The organism is Streptosporangium nanhuense (assembly GCF_059358815.1).
Map to the genome: position 1 here is coordinate 974,042 of NZ_JCADBG010000001.1, position 18,541 is coordinate 992,582.

14 protein-coding genes are annotated in these 18,541 nt (G+C 71.7%); 7 read left to right on the forward strand and 7 right to left on the reverse strand.

All coding sequences use genetic code 11. The features are described 5' to 3' along the window. The first annotated feature begins 71 nt into the window (after window positions 1-71). Entirely contained in the window at window positions 72-1,040 is a 969-nt protein-coding gene (locus AC5L38_RS04060) for a hypothetical protein (RefSeq protein ID WP_495241372.1), read from the forward strand. A 97-nt stretch (window positions 1,041-1,137) separates the two neighbouring features. Continuing rightward, a complete protein-coding gene (locus tag AC5L38_RS04065; protein ID WP_495241373.1) occupies window positions 1,138-2,340 on the forward strand; it encodes a DUF6716 putative glycosyltransferase in 1,203 nt (400 codons plus the stop codon). Between the two features lie 75 nt (window positions 2,341-2,415). Here the strand turns inward: AC5L38_RS04065 and AC5L38_RS04070 are convergent, their stop codons facing one another. From AC5L38_RS04070 to AC5L38_RS04100, 7 genes are all read right to left on the reverse strand, one after another. Continuing rightward, window positions 2,416-3,474, reverse strand: coding sequence for a HAMP domain-containing sensor histidine kinase (locus AC5L38_RS04070; protein WP_495241374.1), 1,059 nt, complete (start codon window positions 3,472-3,474; stop codon window positions 2,416-2,418). Further along, the gene (locus AC5L38_RS04075) at window positions 3,471-4,145 is read right to left on the reverse strand and encodes a response regulator transcription factor (protein WP_495241375.1); all 675 of its coding nucleotides are present in this window, start codon (window positions 4,143-4,145) and stop codon (window positions 3,471-3,473) included. Before AC5L38_RS04075 ends, AC5L38_RS04070 begins: the two co-directional genes overlap by 4 nt. 6 nt (window positions 4,146-4,151) lie before the next feature. Further along, window positions 4,152-5,900, reverse strand: a complete 1,749-nt coding sequence (locus tag AC5L38_RS04080; protein ID WP_495241376.1) for a serine hydrolase domain-containing protein — start codon at window positions 5,898-5,900, stop codon at window positions 4,152-4,154. A 121-nt stretch (window positions 5,901-6,021) separates the two neighbouring features. Beyond that, a complete protein-coding gene (locus AC5L38_RS04085; RefSeq protein ID WP_495241377.1) occupies window positions 6,022-7,452 on the reverse strand; it encodes a polysialyltransferase family glycosyltransferase in 1,431 nt (476 codons plus the stop codon). Beyond that, a complete protein-coding gene (locus AC5L38_RS04090) occupies window positions 7,452-8,378 on the reverse strand; it encodes a glycosyltransferase family 2 protein (protein WP_495241378.1) in 927 nt (308 codons plus the stop codon). The genes AC5L38_RS04085 and AC5L38_RS04090 overlap by 1 nt, the downstream gene beginning before the upstream one ends. Before the next feature lie 28 nt (window positions 8,379-8,406). Then, entirely contained in the window at window positions 8,407-10,464 is a 2,058-nt protein-coding gene (locus tag AC5L38_RS04095; RefSeq protein ID WP_495241379.1) for an N-acetylneuraminate synthase family protein, read from the reverse strand. Window positions 10,465-10,661: 197 nt separating this feature from the next. Continuing rightward, the gene (locus tag AC5L38_RS04100; protein ID WP_495241380.1) at window positions 10,662-11,624 is read right to left on the reverse strand and encodes an alpha/beta hydrolase; all 963 of its coding nucleotides are present in this window, start codon (window positions 11,622-11,624) and stop codon (window positions 10,662-10,664) included. 273 nt (window positions 11,625-11,897) lie between these two features. Between AC5L38_RS04100 and AC5L38_RS04105 the strand changes: the two genes are divergently transcribed. From AC5L38_RS04105 to AC5L38_RS04125, 5 genes are all read left to right on the forward strand, one after another. Then, window positions 11,898-15,419 carry a S8 family serine peptidase gene (locus tag AC5L38_RS04105; protein ID WP_495241381.1) on the forward strand — a complete coding sequence of 1,174 codons (3,522 nt, stop codon included), beginning with the start codon at window positions 11,898-11,900 and terminating at the stop codon, window positions 15,417-15,419. Between the two features lie 444 nt (window positions 15,420-15,863). After that, the gene (locus AC5L38_RS04110; RefSeq protein ID WP_495241382.1) at window positions 15,864-17,291 is read left to right on the forward strand and encodes an AAA family ATPase; all 1,428 of its coding nucleotides are present in this window, start codon (window positions 15,864-15,866) and stop codon (window positions 17,289-17,291) included. Then, on the forward strand, window positions 17,288-17,578 hold the full coding sequence (locus tag AC5L38_RS04115) for a hypothetical protein (RefSeq protein WP_495241383.1): 291 nt from the start codon (window positions 17,288-17,290) through the stop codon (window positions 17,576-17,578). Before AC5L38_RS04110 ends, AC5L38_RS04115 begins: the two co-directional genes overlap by 4 nt. Continuing rightward, window positions 17,575-17,925 (forward strand): hypothetical protein, encoded by a 351-nt coding sequence (locus tag AC5L38_RS04120; RefSeq protein ID WP_495241384.1) that lies wholly within the window; start codon window positions 17,575-17,577, stop codon window positions 17,923-17,925. The genes AC5L38_RS04115 and AC5L38_RS04120 overlap by 4 nt, the downstream gene beginning before the upstream one ends. Window positions 17,926-18,209: 284 nt before the next feature. Then, on the forward strand, window positions 18,210-18,482 hold the full coding sequence (locus AC5L38_RS04125) for a hypothetical protein (protein ID WP_495241385.1): 273 nt from the start codon (window positions 18,210-18,212) through the stop codon (window positions 18,480-18,482). Window positions 18,483-18,541: the final 59 nt, after the last annotated feature.

Sequence of the window (18,541 nt, forward strand, 5' to 3'; positions counted from 1 at the left end):
TGAACGGGTCATCGCCCGGCGTGGAGGACGGCCGAGACCACGCGCGGGATCAGGGTTCGGCCGTTGCCTGGGTGGAGTCCCCGCTGCAGATGCTCTGCGCGGTGGAGGCACATCATGCCGGGCTGCTCGGCGCCCGCAGCCATCTCGTGCCCAGGGCGAAACTCCGCCCGCTGGCCGTGACGGGCCGCGAGCTGGGCCGTCTCACCCTGCCGAGGGGGCTGGAGCTCACCGCGGCCAGGCAGGACATGCCCAGGCCGCGCCGGGGCGAGACCTGGGTGGTGGGCGACGCCTTCTCCGGCAAGGTCCAGTTCCGCTGGCTCACCGCGCTCCCCGGCCGGATCGTGATCGTCGACGACGGTCTCGCCACCATCAGGCTCCTGGAACTGCTCACCGGCAGGGTGGGAACGCCCCTGCTGAGGGCCAGGGCGAAGGCCGGAAGGCTCAGGACCGCCCTCGGCGCGGCGGCCGGGCTCAGGCTGCGCGCCGCCGCCCGCTCGGGACGACTGTCGATCTTCACCGCGCTGCCCGTGCCCCCCGACCTGGCGAAGGCCGTACGCGCCGGGGGAGCCGAGCTGGTCACCCACGACTTCGCCTGGCTGCGGTCCCAGCCGCTGCGCGGGCCCCGTCCCGAGGAGCGCACCGTCGTCCTCGGCACCTCGCTGGTCCGCAACGGCCTGATCCACCGCGACCGCTACTTCACCTGGCTGGCCGGGCTCGGCTCGGCCGGTCCGGTGGCCTACTTCCCGCACCGCCGCGAGGATCCCGACGACCTCGTCCGGGTCGGGGAGCAGCCGGGGATCACCGTCTACGACGGCGGGACCCCCGCCGAGATGACCCTGCGCGGGCTCGCCGCCGAGCAGCGGGTGCTCAGCCTGCCGTCCACCGCGGTCACCTCCCTGCGGGTCCTGCTCTCGGCCCGGGGCGTCGCCGTGGAGACGGTGGACGTCCCCGACGAGTGGTGGACGGCCGAGGCGGCGCCGTCACTGCGCTCGCACCTGTCGAGGTTCGCCCATCACGACACGGGAGTCCCCGGGGCATGATCCCGTGGCCGACGCCCGGCGGGCCCGCCGCGCGCGGGACGCGCTTCCCTGCACACGAAACCGTACGAAACCGGGGATTCCCCGCCGGAGGTTCTCCTTGAAGGTCCTGGCCGTGGCCGACTCCGACTCCTACCTGAAGTGGGCGGCCTGCCTGCTGAGGGACCTGCCCTCGGGCTGCGAGACGGAGCTGGCGGTCATCCGTACCCCCATCACCCCGTCGCCGGCGCAGATCCACGCGGCCGTCGCCGGCTCGGCGGCCGACCCGCCCGTGCTGTCGGCCCGCGCGCTGCGCCGGACCGCGGAGCGCCTTCGGCCCGACGTGGTGCTCGTCGCCTGTACGGGACCCGTGGTGGACGTGCTGGTCGGCGAGGTGCTGGCCGGGTTGCGGCCCCGGCCGGTGTTCGTCTCGGGGCTGCCGGGCATCTCCGTCCCCGCCACCGAGAAGGCGTGGCTGTTCCGCAGCGGGTGCGACCTGTTCGTGCTGCACAGCGGCCGGGAGGTCGAGGAGTTCTCCGAGATCGGCTGCCGGCTGGGCGGGGGCGGCCAGATCGGGCTGGCCCGGCTGCCGTTCCTGCGCGACGGCGTGGAGACCCCCGCGACCGGGCCGCGCGACCGGGTGGTGTTCGCCACCCAGGCCAAGGTGCCCAGGCGCAGGGAGGAGCGCGAGCGCGTCCTGCTCGCCCTGGCCGAGCTGGCCCGCAGGCGGCCGGACCTGGACGTCGTCGTCAAGCTCCGCGCCCTGGACACCGAGCGCCAGACCCACAACGAGCGCCACCACTACCAGCGCCTGTGGCAGTCGCTCGCCGAGGAGGGCCGGGTGCGCGCCGAGGCCGTGCGCTTCGCGGTGGGGCCCATGCACGAGCACCTGGCCCACGCGGCCGGATTCGTCACCGTCAGCTCGACCGCCGCGCTGGAGGCGATCGCCCAGCGGGTGCCGCTCCTGGTGCTGTCGGACTTCGGGGTGGGCGCCGAGATGATCAATCTGGTCTTCGAGGACAGCGGCCTGCTCGGCACCCTCGACGACCTCTCCGCAGGGCGGTTCCTGGACCCGGACGACGCCTGGTGCAAGGTCAACTACTTCCACCCCGGCGGCGAGAGCGACTGGGTGTCGCGGATGGTCTCCCTGGTCGGGCAGGCCCGCTCCGGGCGGCTCGTCCCGGCGAGCTCCCTGCTGGAGGGCCCCGAGTACGCCGCCGCCCGCCGCCGCGCCCGCATGCGCGTGGAGGTCCCGCCGAACGTGCTGCGCGTCGGCTACCGCGCCAAGCGCCGGATGCGCCGCTACCTCAAGGCGCTCGGCTAGGAACGGCCCCCGGACACGGTGTCGCGGCGGTGCCCCGGTCCGGGGCCGCGAGCCGAAGGCCGTCCCCGGGACCGGTCAGCGGCGCAGGGTGAGCCTGAAGGCGCAGCCGTCGCCCTCGGGCCGGGCAGGGTCCAGCGTGAGGTCGCCGCCGTGGGCCAGCGCGATCTGCCTGGCGATCGGCAGGCCGAGCCCGGTGCCGGGGACGTCGCGCCGGCCGCGCCAGAAGCGTTCGAAGACGTGTTCCCGCTCGCCGGCGGGGATGCCGGGGCCGTGGTCGGTCACGGTCACCGCGGCCTCGGCACCTGCGACCTCGACGGCGATCTCCACCTCCGATCCGGCCGGGGCGTACCTGATCGCGTTGTCGACGAGGTTGGAGATCGCCCGGCTCATGGTGGGCTCGTCGACGGAGCACACGGCGGCGGGCGGGCCGGTGACCGACAGGCCGATCTCCTTTTCGGCCGCCAGCACGCCGGCGTGCTCGACGACGTCGCGTACCAGGGTCACCAGGTCGGCCGGCCGCCGGTCCACGGCGCGGGCCCGCGCGCGGGCGTCGACCAGCAGGTGGTCGATCGTCGTCCGGAGCCGTTCCGAGGCCGCCCGCGAGCGTTGCAGCCCCCGCCGGTAGATCTCGACGGTGGGCGCGGGGTGGTCGAGGAGCACCTCGGCGTTGGTCATCAGGACCGACAGCGGCACGCGCAGCTCGTGGCTGGTCTCGTCGATCAGCCGCCACTGCGTCGCGGCGGCCCGCTCCAGCCGGTCGAGCATGGCGTCGAAGCTCGCGGCCAGCGCCACCACCTCGGCCGGCCCGCGGTCGAGGGCGATGCGGCGGCTCAGGTCGGTCCCGCCGATGTCGTCGGCCGCCGCGCGGATCCGCTCGATCGGGGCCGTCGCCCGGCCCGCCCACCACCAGGCCAGCGCGGCGGCGGCCGGGGCGAGGGCGAGGATGGTCCAGGTGACCCACGCCGACCTGTGCCCGGACACGGTCCGCGTGCTCTCCACGCCGTCGACCAGCCAGGAGGTCGTCTCGGTGTCGGTCACCAGGATCACCCCGAACAGCAGGAGGGCCGGAAGGTAGATCGCGAGGAATCCGAGCACGGCCAGGCGCGCGCGCAGCGACCGCCAGGGACGGGTCATGACGAGGGCCCCTTCAGCCGGTAGCCGGCGCTGGTGATCGTGACGATCAGGGGAGGGTCGCCGAGCTTCCTGCGCAGCCGGCTGAGGATCACCCGCACCGAGGCGGTGAAGGGGTTGGCGTGGGCGTCCCACACGTGCTCCAGCAGGTCCTCGGCCGAGAGCGTCGCACCGGGATGGTGCATGAAGTAGCGCAGCAGCGAGTACTCGCGCGAGGTGAGGTCGAGCTCGACGCCGGATCGCCAGACCCGGTGGGCTGTCAGGTCGAGTGTCAGCTCGCCCACCCGCAGGACCGATCCGAGCTCGTCGCCGCGGCGGCCCAGCGCCCGCAGCCGGGCGAGGAGCTCGGTGAAGTGGAACGGCTTGACGAGGTAGTCGTCGGCGCCGGCGTCCAGGCCGGCCACCCGGTCGGCGACGGCGTCGCGGGCGGTCAGCACGAGCGTGCGCCGGGGCCGGTGCAGGCCGGGGTCGAGGGCGAGCCGCCGCACGAGGTCGAGCCCGTCGCCGTCGGGCAGGGAGAGGTCGAGGCAGGCCACGTCGTAGGCCGTGGTCCGCAGCGCCTCCTCCGCCTCGCGGCAGGTCGCCGCCACGTCGACCGCGTACGACTCGTTGCGCAGGCCGAGGGCGACCAGCTCGGCCAGGTCGGGGTCGTCCTCGACGATCAGGATGCGCACGGCGCGTCAGCCGGCCCGCCGGGCGGTCGACGTCCCGCCCGCCTGTGAGACGACCAGCTTCCGGTCCGGGAAGGAGAGGCTCACCGCGGGCCCGGTGCCGGCCGGGTCGTCAGGGTGGTAGTGGCCGTTCCCGGCGGCGACGAAGGTCAGCCTCGGGGGCCTCGCGGGCACCTCGGCCGCCTCGACACCCCCTCGCTCGTTGACGCTGTACCAGCCGAGGACCGGCCGCGTCCCCGCGACGATGGTGACGTAGGTGCGCACCTCGCCGCCGCTGACCACGGTTCCGGCCAGGGTGACGTCGCCCAGGGGCCCGAAGGAGGCGGTCAGGGCCTCCCGCTCCTTGCGGCCCTCCTGTGTCCGGCCGGCCAGCAGCGCCAGCACGCGCCCGTCGTGCCCGCGCGGGTCGCCGGCGGGCCCGCGGGGCGGGAACAGCGCCGCGACGGCGTCGGGGCCGGTGGCGGAGACCGTCACCTCGCCGGCGGTCGCGCTCACGTCGAAGGAACCCCCCGTCTCCAGCTCGTACGTTCCGACGATAGCGGCGAGATCGCCGCCGTCGCGGGGCGCGGCGGTGGAGGCGGGGGTGGGGGTGGGCAGCGGGCCGCCGCCGAGCAGCGCCGGGCCCACCGCCCGCAGCAGGTCCTCGGCGCTCACCTCCGGCCTGTTGGCCGCCATCGCGACCACCCGCCGCTGCCCGGGAATCCACGCGACGGTGGTGTTGTGGCCGATCTCGCCGCCGCCCCCCGCCGTGGCCAGGAACGGTTCGCCGAACAGCGAGTCGTCGAACGCCACCCACCCCGGGGTCTCCGACCTGCCGCCGCCCAGGTCGTGCCCCGGCCTGCCGACGGCCTCGGCCGACTCGCGGGAGAGCAGCGGCCCGGTGAACAGCGCGTGCGTCCAGGTCGCCAGGTTCCGCATGGTCATGGCGAGGCCGCCGTTGCCCTCCACCGCCCAGTACGGCCCGCCGAAACCACCCGGGTGGCCGGTCGTGCCGTTCTCGAGGCGGCCGACGGCCCGGGGGCCGGCCGCGGCCGGCTCGCCGTCCCAGAATCCCCCCGCGACCCGTCCGCCGGGCAGCCGCAGGATCCTTTCCGCCAGGTAGTCGCGGAACCCCCGGCCGGACGCCTTCTCCACGACGAGCGCCAGCAACGTGTAGCCGGCGTTGGAGTACAGGTAGCCGCGGCCGGGCTCGAACGCCCGCTCCAGCGCGCCGATCGCGGCCACCGCGGCGTCCCTGCCGAGCGGCTCGAGGTCGCCCTCGGCGTGCGAGCCGTTCAGCCCGCCGGTGTGCAGCAGCAGCTGCCCGACCGTCGCCCTGGCCGCGGCGCCGTCCAGTTCGGGCAGGATCCGCCCCGCCCGGTCGTCGAGCGACAGCCTCCCCTCCTCGACCAGGGCGAACACGGCCGCCGCGGTGAACGCCTTGGTGACCGACCCGACGCTGAACACCGTCTCCGGGGTGTTCGGCCGTCCCGTGGCGTCGTCCGCCGTGCCGTAGGCGGCGAGACACTCGACCTCGCCGTCCTTCAGGATCGCGATCGATCCGCTGAACCCGGCCCCGGCCCACGCGCCGAACGCGGTGTCCAGCCGGGGGTCGCACCGCGTCGCGGCGGTTCTGGCGGGGGTTTCGGCGGTGGCGTCCGGGGTGGCGTCCGCGGCCTGTCGCGGGCGCGGGCCGCCCGGCCCGCCTGACCCGGCGACACACGCCGCCAGGGATGTCGCCAGCACGAGGGCCGTGATCGCCGGAAGAGATCTGCGCATGGGGGCGAAGCTAGGCTCTCCCTTGCAAACCTGATGTGAACGGCTCCACGACCGTGCGCGTTCCCCGGCCGTCGCGGCGGCCGGGGGGGCGGCCGGGGAGTTACGGGGGTCGTCCGGGGAGTTAAGGGAACGCCTTCGACAGGCGGTCGCGGAGCCTGCCCAGGGTGCTCCGTTCCCGGGCGGCGGTGCTCCGGGGGGTGAGCAGGTCCAGGGCGCCGAGGCGCTGGCGCTTGAAGTAGCGGGCGGGGCCGTGCGCCTCCAGGTAGGCGGCCGCGCTCTCGCGCAGTCCCGGATACACCTCGGCCTGCATGCAGTAGCCGACCGCGCCCACCAGGGCGGGAAGGTCGACCGGCGGCGGCTCCTCCAGCGAGCCGTCCGCCGACAGGCGCGGCAGCAGGGCGTCGGTGACGGTGGCGGGAATCCGGTTGCTGTTCTCGTACGGGGTGAGCCGCTCCAGGACCAGCTCGCCGCCCACCGTCGCCACCGGGAGCCCGAAGTACCGGTTCGCGGTGATCAGGGCGGTGGAGAAGCAGCCGACCACGAGCTCGGGCCGCAGCTCGGCGAAACACGCCTCCGCGGGCACGGTCTCCGCCACCACCTCGAGCTCGACGCCCAGCTCGGCGGCCGTCTCGCGCAGCCGCCGGGCGTGCCCGCGACCGGCGGCCGGGTGGGGCTTGAACAACACGCTGCGAAACCCCCGGGCGGCGAGGCCGCGCAGCATGTCGTCGTGCAGCCGCGCCTCCTCCTCGGGGGTGACGAGGTCGAGGGCGGACAGGTACTGCCCGAGGATCATCGCCCGGCCCGAGGGAGCCTCGCCGGTTCTCCCGGTCCGGTCCGGGAGCGTCTCGCCGGTCTTCCCGCTCCGGTCCGGGAGCGCGGCGCCGGCCGTTTCGCCGGTGCTCCCTGTTCGGTCCGAGGGCGCCTCGCCGGTTCTCCCGGACAGGCCCGAGGGAGCCTCGCCGGTTCTCCCGCCGACTCGCCCGATCACGTCGAGGAAGGCCCGGTCGGGGATGATCTCGGCGGGAACCCCGTACTCCGACAGCAGCAGCGGCGTCAGGCCGGGGACCAGGTCGAGGTGGAGCAGGCGGGTGATCCGGCCGGAGATCTCCAGCGGCAGCGGGTCGCGGGTCGGGCCGTAGCTCATCAGGCCGTCGGAGTAGACCGAGATCGGGCAGTCCTTGACCAGCCCGCCCAGGGTCCTGGCCGGGGGGACCGCGACGGACTCCAGGATCAGCTCGGCGGGCCCGTCGCCCAGGGACAGGTGCGAGCCGACCAGGCGGCTCAGCATCGGCACCTCGATGACGCGGGCCTTCCAGTCCGAGGGGTGCAGCGGGGCCACGATCTCGTTCCACGAGTACAGCTCGTCGAAGTGAGGGCGCAGCGCGGCGAAGCCGGGGGTCTCGTCCAGGGGCGGGGTGATCTCCGGGATGGCCGCGTTGTTGGACACCAGCAGGATCCGGCGCCCCTCGCGGGGACCGAAGCGGCCGGCGTCGACGCCCGCCGCCAGGGTCATCGCGCCGAACAGGGTCGAGGCGTAGAACAGCTGCGTCATCAGCCCTCCAGGAGTCTTTGCAGGATCTGGTCGCGTTCCGGATCCAGGCGGGTCTCGGCGAGCAGGTCCGCGGGGAACCGCCTCAGGGTCGCGGCGCCGCGCTCCTCGAAGCGGGCGCGCAGCTCGGGGGAGAACCGCTCGCCCATCTCCAGGTGGTGGGCGAGCAGCGCGCGGAACATCCGCACCGCCTTGGGCGTGAACTCCTCCTCCAGCCCCTCGAAGACCAGGTCGAAGGCGTCGAAGAAGTGCAGCTGCCTGGCGTCGCCGATCTGCGTCAGCGAGCCCGACACCATCCGCCGGTAGAACAGCCCGGCCAGCGACACCACCGCGAACGAGCCCGCGGCGCGGTGCAGCCGCCAGATCCACGGCCTGTCCTCGGCGGTGTGCAGGTGCCCGGGGAAGGTCAGCAGCTCGCCGAGGTCGCGGCGGTAGATCCCCGCCCAGGCGTACGGGTAGTCGACCATGGTCTTCGAGCGGGCGGGCAGGATGTGGTCGCGCGGCTTCAGCACCACCTCCCGGGTGGCGAGCGGCGCCCGGTGGATCACCCGCTTCCTGCCCTCCACCTGGACGTGGTCGACCCGGACGAAGTCGCAGCCGAGCCGCTCGATCGCCCCGACCAGGTCCCCGAGGTAGCCGGGCGCGAGCCAGTCGTCGCCGTCCATGAACGTCAGGTAGCGGCCGGAGGCCAGCGACACCCCGAGGTTGCGGGCGTCGGCCAGCCCGACCGGCGTCTCGTTGTGCAGCACGACCAGACCGGGCAGGTCGTCGCGGAAGTCCTCGACGATCTGCCCGGTCGCGTCCGCGGATCCGTCGTCCACCACGATGAACTCGAAGTCCCGGCGCGCGTTCCTGACCAGCGAGGTCAGCGCGTCACCGATGTAGGCCTCCGCGTCCCGCACCGGGACGACGACGGACAGCTTGATCAAGTTGTTCTTCCCAATCCGGGTCGCGGGGTCAGACGGTGACGCGGCGCAGGCGCGACTTGGGCGCCTCCTCGCCGGGGAAGACGCGCTTGACGCCGTCGCCGAGGGCGGTCTCGATGATCCGGATGTCGCGGACCAGGTGCTCCAGCCCGGCCGGCTCCAGCGAGGCGGCGTGGTCGGAGCCCCACATGGTGCGGTCGAGCGTGATGTGCCGCTCCACGGTCACCGCGCCCAGGGTCACCGCCGCGAGCGAGATCTGCAGGCCGCGCTCGTGGCCGGAGTAGCCGACCGGCACGCCGTACCGCTCCTGGAGGGTGACGATCGCGCGCAGGTTGGCCTCCTCGGGAGGCAGCGGGTAGGTGGAGGTGGCGTGCATCATCACCAGCTTGGAGGTGCCGAGGATCTCCACCGCCTTGTCGATCTCCTCCAGCGTGGACATGCCGGTGGACAGGATGAGCGGCTTGCCGGTGGAGGCGAGCGCGCGCAGCAGCTCCAGGTCGGTCACGCTGGCCGAGGCGATCTTGTGGGTGACCACGTCCATCGACTCCAGGAACTCCACCGACGGCACGTCCCACGGGGAGGCGAACCAGTCGAGGCCGCGCTCCTGGCAGTACTTGGCGATCTCGGTGTACTCCTTCAGGCCGAACTCGGTCCTGATCTTGTACTCCATGTAGGTCATCTCGCCCCACGGCGTCTGCCGGATCTGGTCGCGCTGCTCCAGCGGCACGCAGATCTCCGGCGTGCGCTTCTGGAACTTGACCGCCTGGCAGCCCGCCTCGGCGGCCACGTCGATCAGCCTGCGCGCGATGTCCAGGTCGCCGTTGTGGTTGATGCCGATCTCGGCGATCATGTAGACCGGCTGGCCGGCGCCGACCAGCGCGTCGCCGATCTGGACCGGCTTGGCGACCGGGGTGAGCCGCAGCTCGGCGCGGGGCGCGGGGGCGGTGGCGACCTCCTCCAGCGGGCGGGCCGCGAGGACCCGGTCACACAGCTCCCGTACGGCCCCGGCCCCTCCGGGCCTGGTCAGCACGGTCCTGGCGGCGGCGCGGACCTTGGGGTGGGCGTCGGGGACGGTGACGGGCCAGCCGACGTCGCTCATCGGGCCCAGGTCGTTGACGTCGTTGCCGACGTACGCGACGCGGGCCGGGTCGATGCCCTCGATGGCGAGCCAGTCGCGCAGCACGGTCCGCTTGTCGGTCAGGCCCTGCAGGACGGGCACGCCGAGCTTGCGGGCGCGGGCCGCGACCACCGGGTTGTGCTCGGTGGACATGATCATCAGCTTGACGCCGGAGCGGCGCAGCAGCGAGATGCCCATGCCGTCGGAGCGGCTGACCGCGACCATCTCGCGGCCGTCCTGGTCGACGTAGGCGCGGTCGTCGGTGTGCACGCCGTCGAAGTCGGTGATGACCGCGTCCACGTCGATCGGCTCGGGCTCGTCGACGAAGGGCGCCAGCGCCCGTACGATCTCCAGGTCCTCGGGGGTGTCGATCTCGATGGCGTGGCGCGAGGGCACCTGCTGCACGGCGACGGCGCCGAAGAAGCGGTGGCCGTGCTCGCGCAGGCCCTCGGCGCGCATCACGTAGAACGCGCCGGTCTCGCGGAAGTGCGGCTCGCGGTCCTGGCGGCGGGGGCGGTAGGACGGGTCGTGGTTGACGCCCGCGCCGCTGGAGCTCCACAGGAACTCGTGCGTCTCCAGCCCGGAGAACACCACGTCGGCGCTGCCGTCCAGGACCTTGGAGATGGCGCTGTCCAGGTCGGCGGGGTCGATGAACGCGCTGGTGCACTGCACGAGGATGACCACCTCGGGGACCTCGGACACGTGGTCCAGCGCGTGCAGCACGGCGGACTCGCTGGAGGCGGTCGAGCCGCTCAGCTCGTCCGGCCGGTCGATCACGGTCGCGCCCGCGGCGCGGGCCGCCTCGGCGATGCCCTCGTGGTCGGTGCTGACCACGACCTCGTCGACCAGCTCGGCACGCACGCAGGCCCGTACCGCACGGGCGACCAGGGGACTGCCGCCCACCGCGGCCAGGTTCTTCAGGGGGACCCCCACCGAACCTCCACGGGCGGGGACAACTGCCAGGACTCGCAAGGTGGCTCCTCAGACATACGGCGAACGCCCCTGAGCTGGGGTGTCATTGGAACCTAGCCACGGGGGTGACCGGAAAGGGGTGTCTGAGTTGAACGTCCAGAGTCGCCCGTCTTAACTTTGCGCGCGACCGGGAGCGCCAGGCTGGAGGCGCCGTGAACGGCACAGGACGGCACGGGAAGATAACAGGGCGGCGGCCCCTAGACGGCCGCGCCGATGGAGCCCATCAGCATGGGGAGCGAACGTTCGAGGCCGCGGCGCCAGTAGGGCCAGGAGTGGGTGCCGGGGCCGTAGAAGTCGACCGCCACCTCGGCGCCGTCCGCCTTGGCCCGCTCGACGAACGTCACGGCCTGCAGCAGCAGTGAGGCCTCGCCCTCGTCGCGCGCCTCGGAGGCGTCGTCCAGCGGGCCGGGGGAGCCGTCGCCGCTGGAGACGAAGAGCCGCACCCCGCGCAGCGCGCCGGTGAGGTCGGACGGGTTGTGGGCGGCCCACTCCGGATCCTGGGGAGAGCCCCAGAGCTTCACCGACTCCTCGCCGTACTGCCCGAGCAGCCAGTCGACGCCGCCGTTGCCATCGCGGGTGTGCAGCACCCCGGAGTAGGAGGCCGCCGCCTGGAACATGCCGGGGTGGCGGGCCGCGTACGACATCGCCCCGAAACCGCCCATGGACAGCCCCGCCACCGCCCGCCGGTCCCCGGCGCCGTAGTCGCGCTCCAGGACGGACCGCACCTCGGTGAGGTGGAAGCTCTCCCAGCCGGGGCCCTCGCGCCAGTCGGAGTAGAAGCCGACGGGACCGCCCTCGGGGATGACCACGAGCGCGCGGTAGCCCGAGGTGAGCTCCGCGGCGCCGCCCTTGGTGATCCAGGTGTCGTACGCGGACTGGCAGCAGCCGTTCAGCAGGTAGAGAACCGGCCACGGGCCCGAGCCGGGCGCCCACCCCTCGGGCAGCAGGACCCTGACCTTGCCCTCGCGGCCGAGCGCGGCGGAGGTGACGGTGAGCTCGTGGTCGCGCTCGCCCAGCTTCCTCACCTCGACGGGGGAGGCCTTGACGTCCTCCTCGCCGTACGTGCCGGTCGAGGACGGGGGCAGCAGGGCGAGCAGCACCGCCACGACCGCGACGGCGGCCAGCAGGAGCACTCCCAGACGTACAGCGGTGCGGTTCACGCCGCCAATCCTCCCGTGTCCTGTTGATCGCGTGAAGCCCACATGCCGTAACGGCGCTCGCGGCGGGGGCGGGGAGTCCGCGAGCCGGTACGGCCCGCCGTTTTGGGTCGGTCTATTCATGTTAATTCTGATGACATATGGCGTTTTAGTAACCCGAAAGCTTGAAAATTACACAAGATCTATTCAGGATTCTCCACGTGGGTTGTAAAGATCGTGTACCTCCCACGGCGCTCTGCCCGGCGGGACACTCCCGCCCGGAGTGAAGGAGATCGTGTGTCACACACCCCTCGACACCGGCGATCGGCCCTGATCGGGATCGCCGCCGCCCTGATGCTCGTGCTCCCCCAGGGAGTGGCCCAGGCCGCACCCGCCCCCGACAAGATCGACAAGACCGTCCTGGCGGATCTGGCCACCGACGACAAGGCCACTTTCTGGGTACGCCTGAACGCCGACGCCGACCTCGGCGCGGCCCGCAGGGCGAAGACGAAGACCGAGAAGGCCGCGCAGGTCTTCCGGGCCAAGACCGAGCTCGCCGCCTCCTCGCAGGCGGGCCTGCGCGAGTTCCTCACCGCCGAGAGCGTCGACTTCACCCCCTTCTGGATCGCGAACGCCGTCCAGGTGACCGGCAACGCCAAGCTGGCCGAGGAGATCGCCCGGCGGCCCGAGGTGGAGCGGATCGAGCCCGGCCGGGTCGCCAAGGTGCCCGAGCCGCTGCCCGGCAAGGAGGTGGCGAAGGTCGACGCGATCGAGTGGAACATCGACCGCGTCAACGCCCCCCGGGTCTGGAACGAGCTCGGCGTCCGCGGCGAGGGCATCGTCGTGGCCAACATCGACACCGGCGTGCAGTTCGACCACCCCGCGCTGGCCGCCAAGTACCGCGGCAGGAGCGCCGACGGCGTCGTCGACCACGACTACAACTGGTTCGACCCGGCCGGGATCTGCTCGGGCCCCGTGCCGTGCGACAACAACGGCCACGGCACCCACACCATGGGCACGATGGTGGGAGACGACGGCGGCGCCAACACGATCGGCGTCGCCCCGGCCGCGAAGTGGATCGCCGTCAAGGGCTGCGAGTCCACCACCTGCTCGGACGCCTCGCTGCTCGCCGCCGGTCAGTGGGTGCTCGCGCCCACCGACCTGGAGGGCGGCAACCCGCGTCCCGACCTGGCGCCGCACGTCGTCAACAACTCCTGGGGCGGCGCCGGCTTCGACCCCTGGTACAAGGAGATCGTCGACGCGTGGGTCGCGGCGGGCATCTTCCCGGTCTTCTCCAACGGCAACGTCACGAACGCGGGCTGCAACTCCAGCGGCTCGCCCGGCCAGTACGTCGCCAGCTACAGCGCCGGCGCGTTCGACGTCAACAACACCATCGCGACCTTCTCCACCCGGGGCACCGGCGAGAACGGCGAGATCAAGCCCAACCTCGCGGCACCCGGCGTGAACGTGCGCTCGTCCGTGACCAACGGCGGCTACGGCTCCAACTCCGGCACGTCGATGGCCGCGCCGCACCTGGCGGCCACCGTCGCGCTGATGTGGTCGGCGTCCCCTCCGCTGCTGGGTGACATCGCCACCACGCGCGACCTGCTCGACCGGACCGCGATCGACGTGAACGACACGCGCTGCGGCGGCACCGCCGCGGACAACAACATCTGGGGCGAGGGCAGGCTCGACACGTTCGCGGCCGTCCAGGCCACCCCCACCGCCGAGCTCGGCGGGCTGGCCGGCACCGTCACCTCCGGCGGCACGCCGCTGGCCTCGGCGACCGTCACCGTCACCGGGCCGCTGAACCGCGCGACCACCACCGCCCAGGACGGGACGTACGCGCTGCCCCGCCTGCTCGCGGGCGACTACCAGCTCACCGTGAGGAAGTTCGGGTACGACGACGCCACCGTCGCGACCGTCACCGTCGTGTCCGACCAGACGGTCACCGAGGACGTGTCGGTGACGCGACTGTCCTCGGGCACGGTCTCCGGCACGGTCACCGCCGCCGGAACCCCCGAGCCGGGCGCCACGCTGACCGCGGTGGGCACCCCGGTCAGCACGGTCGCCGACGCGGCGGGCCGCTATCAGCTCACGCTGCCCGACGGCGACTACCAGCTGAAGGTCACCCCCGGCTCCCGGTGCGCCGGGGAGCTCACCGTGCCGCTCACCGTCGACGGCGACCTGACCAGGGACGTCGAGCTGCCGCGCCGCGCCGACTCCTTCGGCTACACCTGTGACAGCGCCGCCGAGGCGTTCGTCGCGGGCACCGCCAAGAGCACGCTCACCGGCGACGACGCGGTCCAGCAGATCACGCTGCCGTTCACCTTCCCCTTCTACGGCACCGGCTACAACGGGGCCTGGGTGAGCACCAACGGGTTCCTGTCCTTCAGGGAGAGCACCGCCCTGGCGGGCAACGTGACCCTGCCGGCCTCCGGCGCGCCCAACGCGGCGCTCTACGCCTTCTGGGATGACCTCGTGCTGGACGACCAGTCCGGGATCTACACCGCCACCGTCGGGACCGCGCCCAACCGGACCTTCGTCGTCGAGTGGCGCAACGCCCGCTTCTACGCCGACGCCACCCAGCGCGTCACGTTCTCCGCGCTGCTCGGCGAGAACGGGTCGGTCGGGTACCGCTACGACAGCGTCGACAGCGAGCGCGACGCCGGGATCGGCGCCACGGTGGGCATCGAGAACGCCGACGGCACCGACGCGCTGCAGTACTCCTTCAACAGCGCCGCGATCGGCGACGGCCAGAGCCTGACCTTCACCGCGAGCCGGCACGGGCTGCTGACCGGCGTCGTCACCGATGCCAACGACGGCGAGCCGCTGGCGGGCGCGACGGTGAAGGTCGGCGACGTGGCGACCTTCACCACCGGGGCGGACGGCAGGTTCCTCGGGCAGATCCTGCTGGGCGACTACCAGGTCGAGGTCTCCAAGGAGAACTACGGGACCTTCACCCAGGAGGTCACCGTCACCGCCGGGGGCGTGACCCGGGCCGACACCGCGCTGGCCACCGGCAGGGTGACGGCCTCGGTCGCCGAGCTGACCCTGGTGCAACCGGCGGAGACCACCCGGACGGGCTCGGTCGAACTGTCCAACCTGGGCGTCGGCACGGCCTACACCGTGCTGACAGACCCCGCCCAGGGCTGGCTGAGCGTGACGCCCGCGACCGGCGAGCTCGCCAAGGGCGCGTCGGTGACGCTGAAGGTGACCGCCTCCAGCGCGGGCGTCACGCCGGGCACCGTACGCACCGGCAAGGTGCTGGTGCGCTCGGCCAGCGGGCGCAACCCGCAGATCGAGATCGTCGTGACGGTCGTGGTGCCCAAGCACCAGGTCGCCGTCGAGGTGGGCGCCACCAGGGACGTCGTCGACGCCGCCGGTGACCGCTGGAGCGCGGACCGCAAGCACACCACCGGCGGTCACGGCTACGTCGGCACCAGCACCAAGACGAACACGACCAGCAGGACGATCACCGGCACCACCGAGCAGGCGCTGTTCAGGAGCGTCCGCGAGGGGATGCTGGAGTACCGGTTCGACCAGGTGCCCAACGGCACCTACACCGTCGAGCTGGGCTTCGCCGAGACCCGGGGCAAGCGTGAGGGCCAGCGCGTCTTCGACGTCATCGTCGAGGGCCAGCTGGCGATCCCCGCGCTGGACCTCGCCCTGGAGACCGGCGCGTACACCGCCACCACCCGGCAGTACACGGTGAAGGTCACCGACGGCCAGCTCAACGTGCGGTTCGCCAAGCGGACCGGCGACACCGTGCTCAACAGCATCCGCGTCTCCGAGCGCCCCGACAGGGCGGCCCCGTAGCGGCCTGAATCCCGCCGACGGTTCGACGGCCCGTCCCGCCTTCCCCGCGGGGCGGGCCGTTGCTCGTCCGGGACTGTCGGCCATCTCAAGGAGGGCCGCTGAGGCCGACGAGGCCGACGATTCCGCGATGTGGCCGAAGCGGAAAACGGCTTGGGCGGCGTTCGGGTACGAACTGGGACCGGACACCGCCTCAGTACGCATCGGAGTTCAGCGGAAGAACGCTAGGCTGATTCGCTTGTGAAGCAGCAGCAGGCAGAGCCCGTTCACTCCAGGCGGGACGTGGTGACTCGCCAGGTCTCCCCACATCGCCGCCTGAGAGATCGCTGTCGATTTCCAGCGCTCCCACTGAAGTTCCCCGCTCTCGCCGACGCCGGATGTGCGAAGGCCATGGATGATTCAGATGGGTAGCCATAGAGGTACGGCGCTGATCGGTGGTGGTGCTACGTGTTGACCCGGCTTGAGGTGCGGGGGTTCAAGAACCTCCTGGACGTTCGGGTGGACTTCGGCCCGTTCACCTGCATCGCCGGTGCGAACGGCATCGGCAAGTCGAATGTGTTCGACGCCATCGAGTTCCTGTCCCATCTCGCCACGGACACCCTGGTCGAGGCCTCCCAGCGGGTCCGCGGGGCCTCCGGGATACGCGGAGGCGATCCACGTGATCTCTTCTGGGACGGATACAGGGATTATCAACGGCGCATCTCCCTCGCCGCCGAGATGGTCGTTCCGGCCGAGGTCGAAGACGATCTGGGAGCGCCGGCCAAGGCGACGACGACATTCCTCCGCTATGAACTGGAGCTGGAATACACGCCTCCCGAGGGGGAGAGCAGTGTGGGACGCCTGGTTCTGGCCAGGGAGGATCTTCACCACATCAACCGTGGAGACGCGGGGAAACACCTTCGCTTCCCGCACAGTGCGAAGAACTTCCGGAACGCCGTTGTCCTGGGACAGCGCAGGGGCGGAGCGTTCCTGTCCACGGAGAAACGGAAGAGCGGCACCGTCGTCAACGTCCACGGCGACGGGGGAAGTTTCGGCAAGCCGCAACCACGGGCTGCCGCCAGGGCCGGCCGCACGGTCCTCAGCACGGTGACCACGAACGACTATCCAACAATTCTGGCCGCCCGAAGGGAGATGGAGAGCTGGCGTCGTCTCGCGCTGGAACCGTCAGCCTTGCGTGCCCCTGACAATTTCGGAGACTCCCGGACACTTGACGCGGACGGTCGTCATCTCGCCGCGACTCTCTTCCGTATCGCCAACGAGAGTGGGCGGTTGGTGGGAGCCCCCGACGCTGACGCCGTTTACGCGCAGGTCGCCGACCGGTTGTCAGACCTTGCCGCCGTCGGGGTGGAAAGCCTGCGCGTCGAGTCAGATCCGGTTCGTGAGGTCTTCACGCTCTTTTTGCAGGAGCGGGGCGGTCTTCGCCTGCCGGCCAGGGCACTCTCCGAAGGGACCCTGCGCTTTCTGGCGTTGTGTGTCCTCCTTGAGGATCCGACGGTGACCGGCCTCATCTGTATGGAGGAGCCCGAGAACGGCATTCACCCGGCGAACCTCCCCGCCATGGTGGATCTGGTGCGAGATCTGGCGGTGGATCCTCAAGAGGCGCCTGACGCCGCGAATCCTTTCCGGCAGGTGATCATCAATACGCATGCTCCGGGCGTCGTGCAGCTTTGTGATCCCGCAGACCTGTTGCTGGCCGAGGGGCGCCCGTTGCGTGCCCCGGACGGATCGGTGACCACGGCGCTCTCTCTCGTTCCCTTCAGCGGCTCGTGGAGGGCGACGTCCGGCGAACCTTCCTTTTCCGAGGGCGACGTGGTCGCCTATCTGGTCGCGCCTCCCGGTGCCCGACTTCGTCTGCCCCTGGATGTGGCAGGGTGAGTTCACGATCGCTCAGAGGGCTGTTCATCGCCGAAGGAAGCTCGGATCTGCCGCTGGCCGACCTCGTCGAATCCCTGTTCGTCGCCAGAGATGTGGCGCTCAGATTGAGCAAGCCGGACTTCTCGCTTCTCGACAAGGTTCCCAAGGATGTCAGGTCGCGGGTCACCGCCGGCCTGAAGCTGTTGCGCGACCCGGTTGATCTTGTCGTCGTGCATCGAGATTCCGACAACGTGGGTCACGCGGTTCGCCGAACCGAGATCGAAGCCGCTGTTCTGGAGGCGGAGTGACCTCCTCCGTCATCCCGGTGATACCGGTGCGCATGACCGAGGCATGGCTGCTGCTCGACGAGGACGGAATACGTCAGGTGGCGGGTAACCCCCGTGGACGACATGACCTCAGGCTGCCCAAGGCCCATGAGGTCGAGGACGTCGCCGATCCGAAGCGTCTGCTGAAGGAATGCCTCATCAAGGCGGCGGATGTGGCCGGACGACGTCATGACCGTGTCGCGAAGCGTTTCTTTCAGCACCGCCGTCAACTCCTGGAAAGGCTGGATTGCGCGGGTCCGGTCTCGGGGCTGCCGAGCTGGAAGCGGCTGGTCGCGGACATCGACGCGATCATCGAACAACGGGAGTGAGTAAGCCGGTTCCTGGTGCGGCTCCTCTTTCATAGGTGCGCCGTACCAGGAGCCAACCGGCTCCCTCTACCGGGTACGAGCGTTGGCAGGTGCCCGAGGGCGTCAACGAAGACACTCATACCGCCATACGGACCAAGCCTCGATCGACGTGCCGGGTCGGGAGGAATTCGTCCCCTCCTGGTGATCCAATGGCTGGTGGGATGGGCAAAGTCCTGGCCAAAGGGTGTTACGGGGCATGCGGGGCCGGGGATTGGCGTGGTGTGTCGTGAGTCACGGAGGCCGCCATGGTCAGGACAACCACCACCGCTTCGAACGGCAGGACGCACGTCCAGGTGGGCGGGGAACAGCCGCCACCGCACATCACCGTGCCGGTGATCGGCACGCTGACCCTGCCGACACCGGATCGGCTGGTCTTCTACGGGGTGCTGGGCGCGCTGGGAGCGTTTGGAGTCATCGAATGGCCCGTCGCGCTCGTCGTCGGAGTCGGCCACTACCTCTCGGAACAGCGGGTGTTCCCCGCCCTCCGGCAGGCCGGACTGGCCGCCGAGGCGGCGTAACCGGTTCCGGGGGCGTTCCCCCCGGAACCGAGGCCAACGCCGGGGCCGGGGGTGAGGGG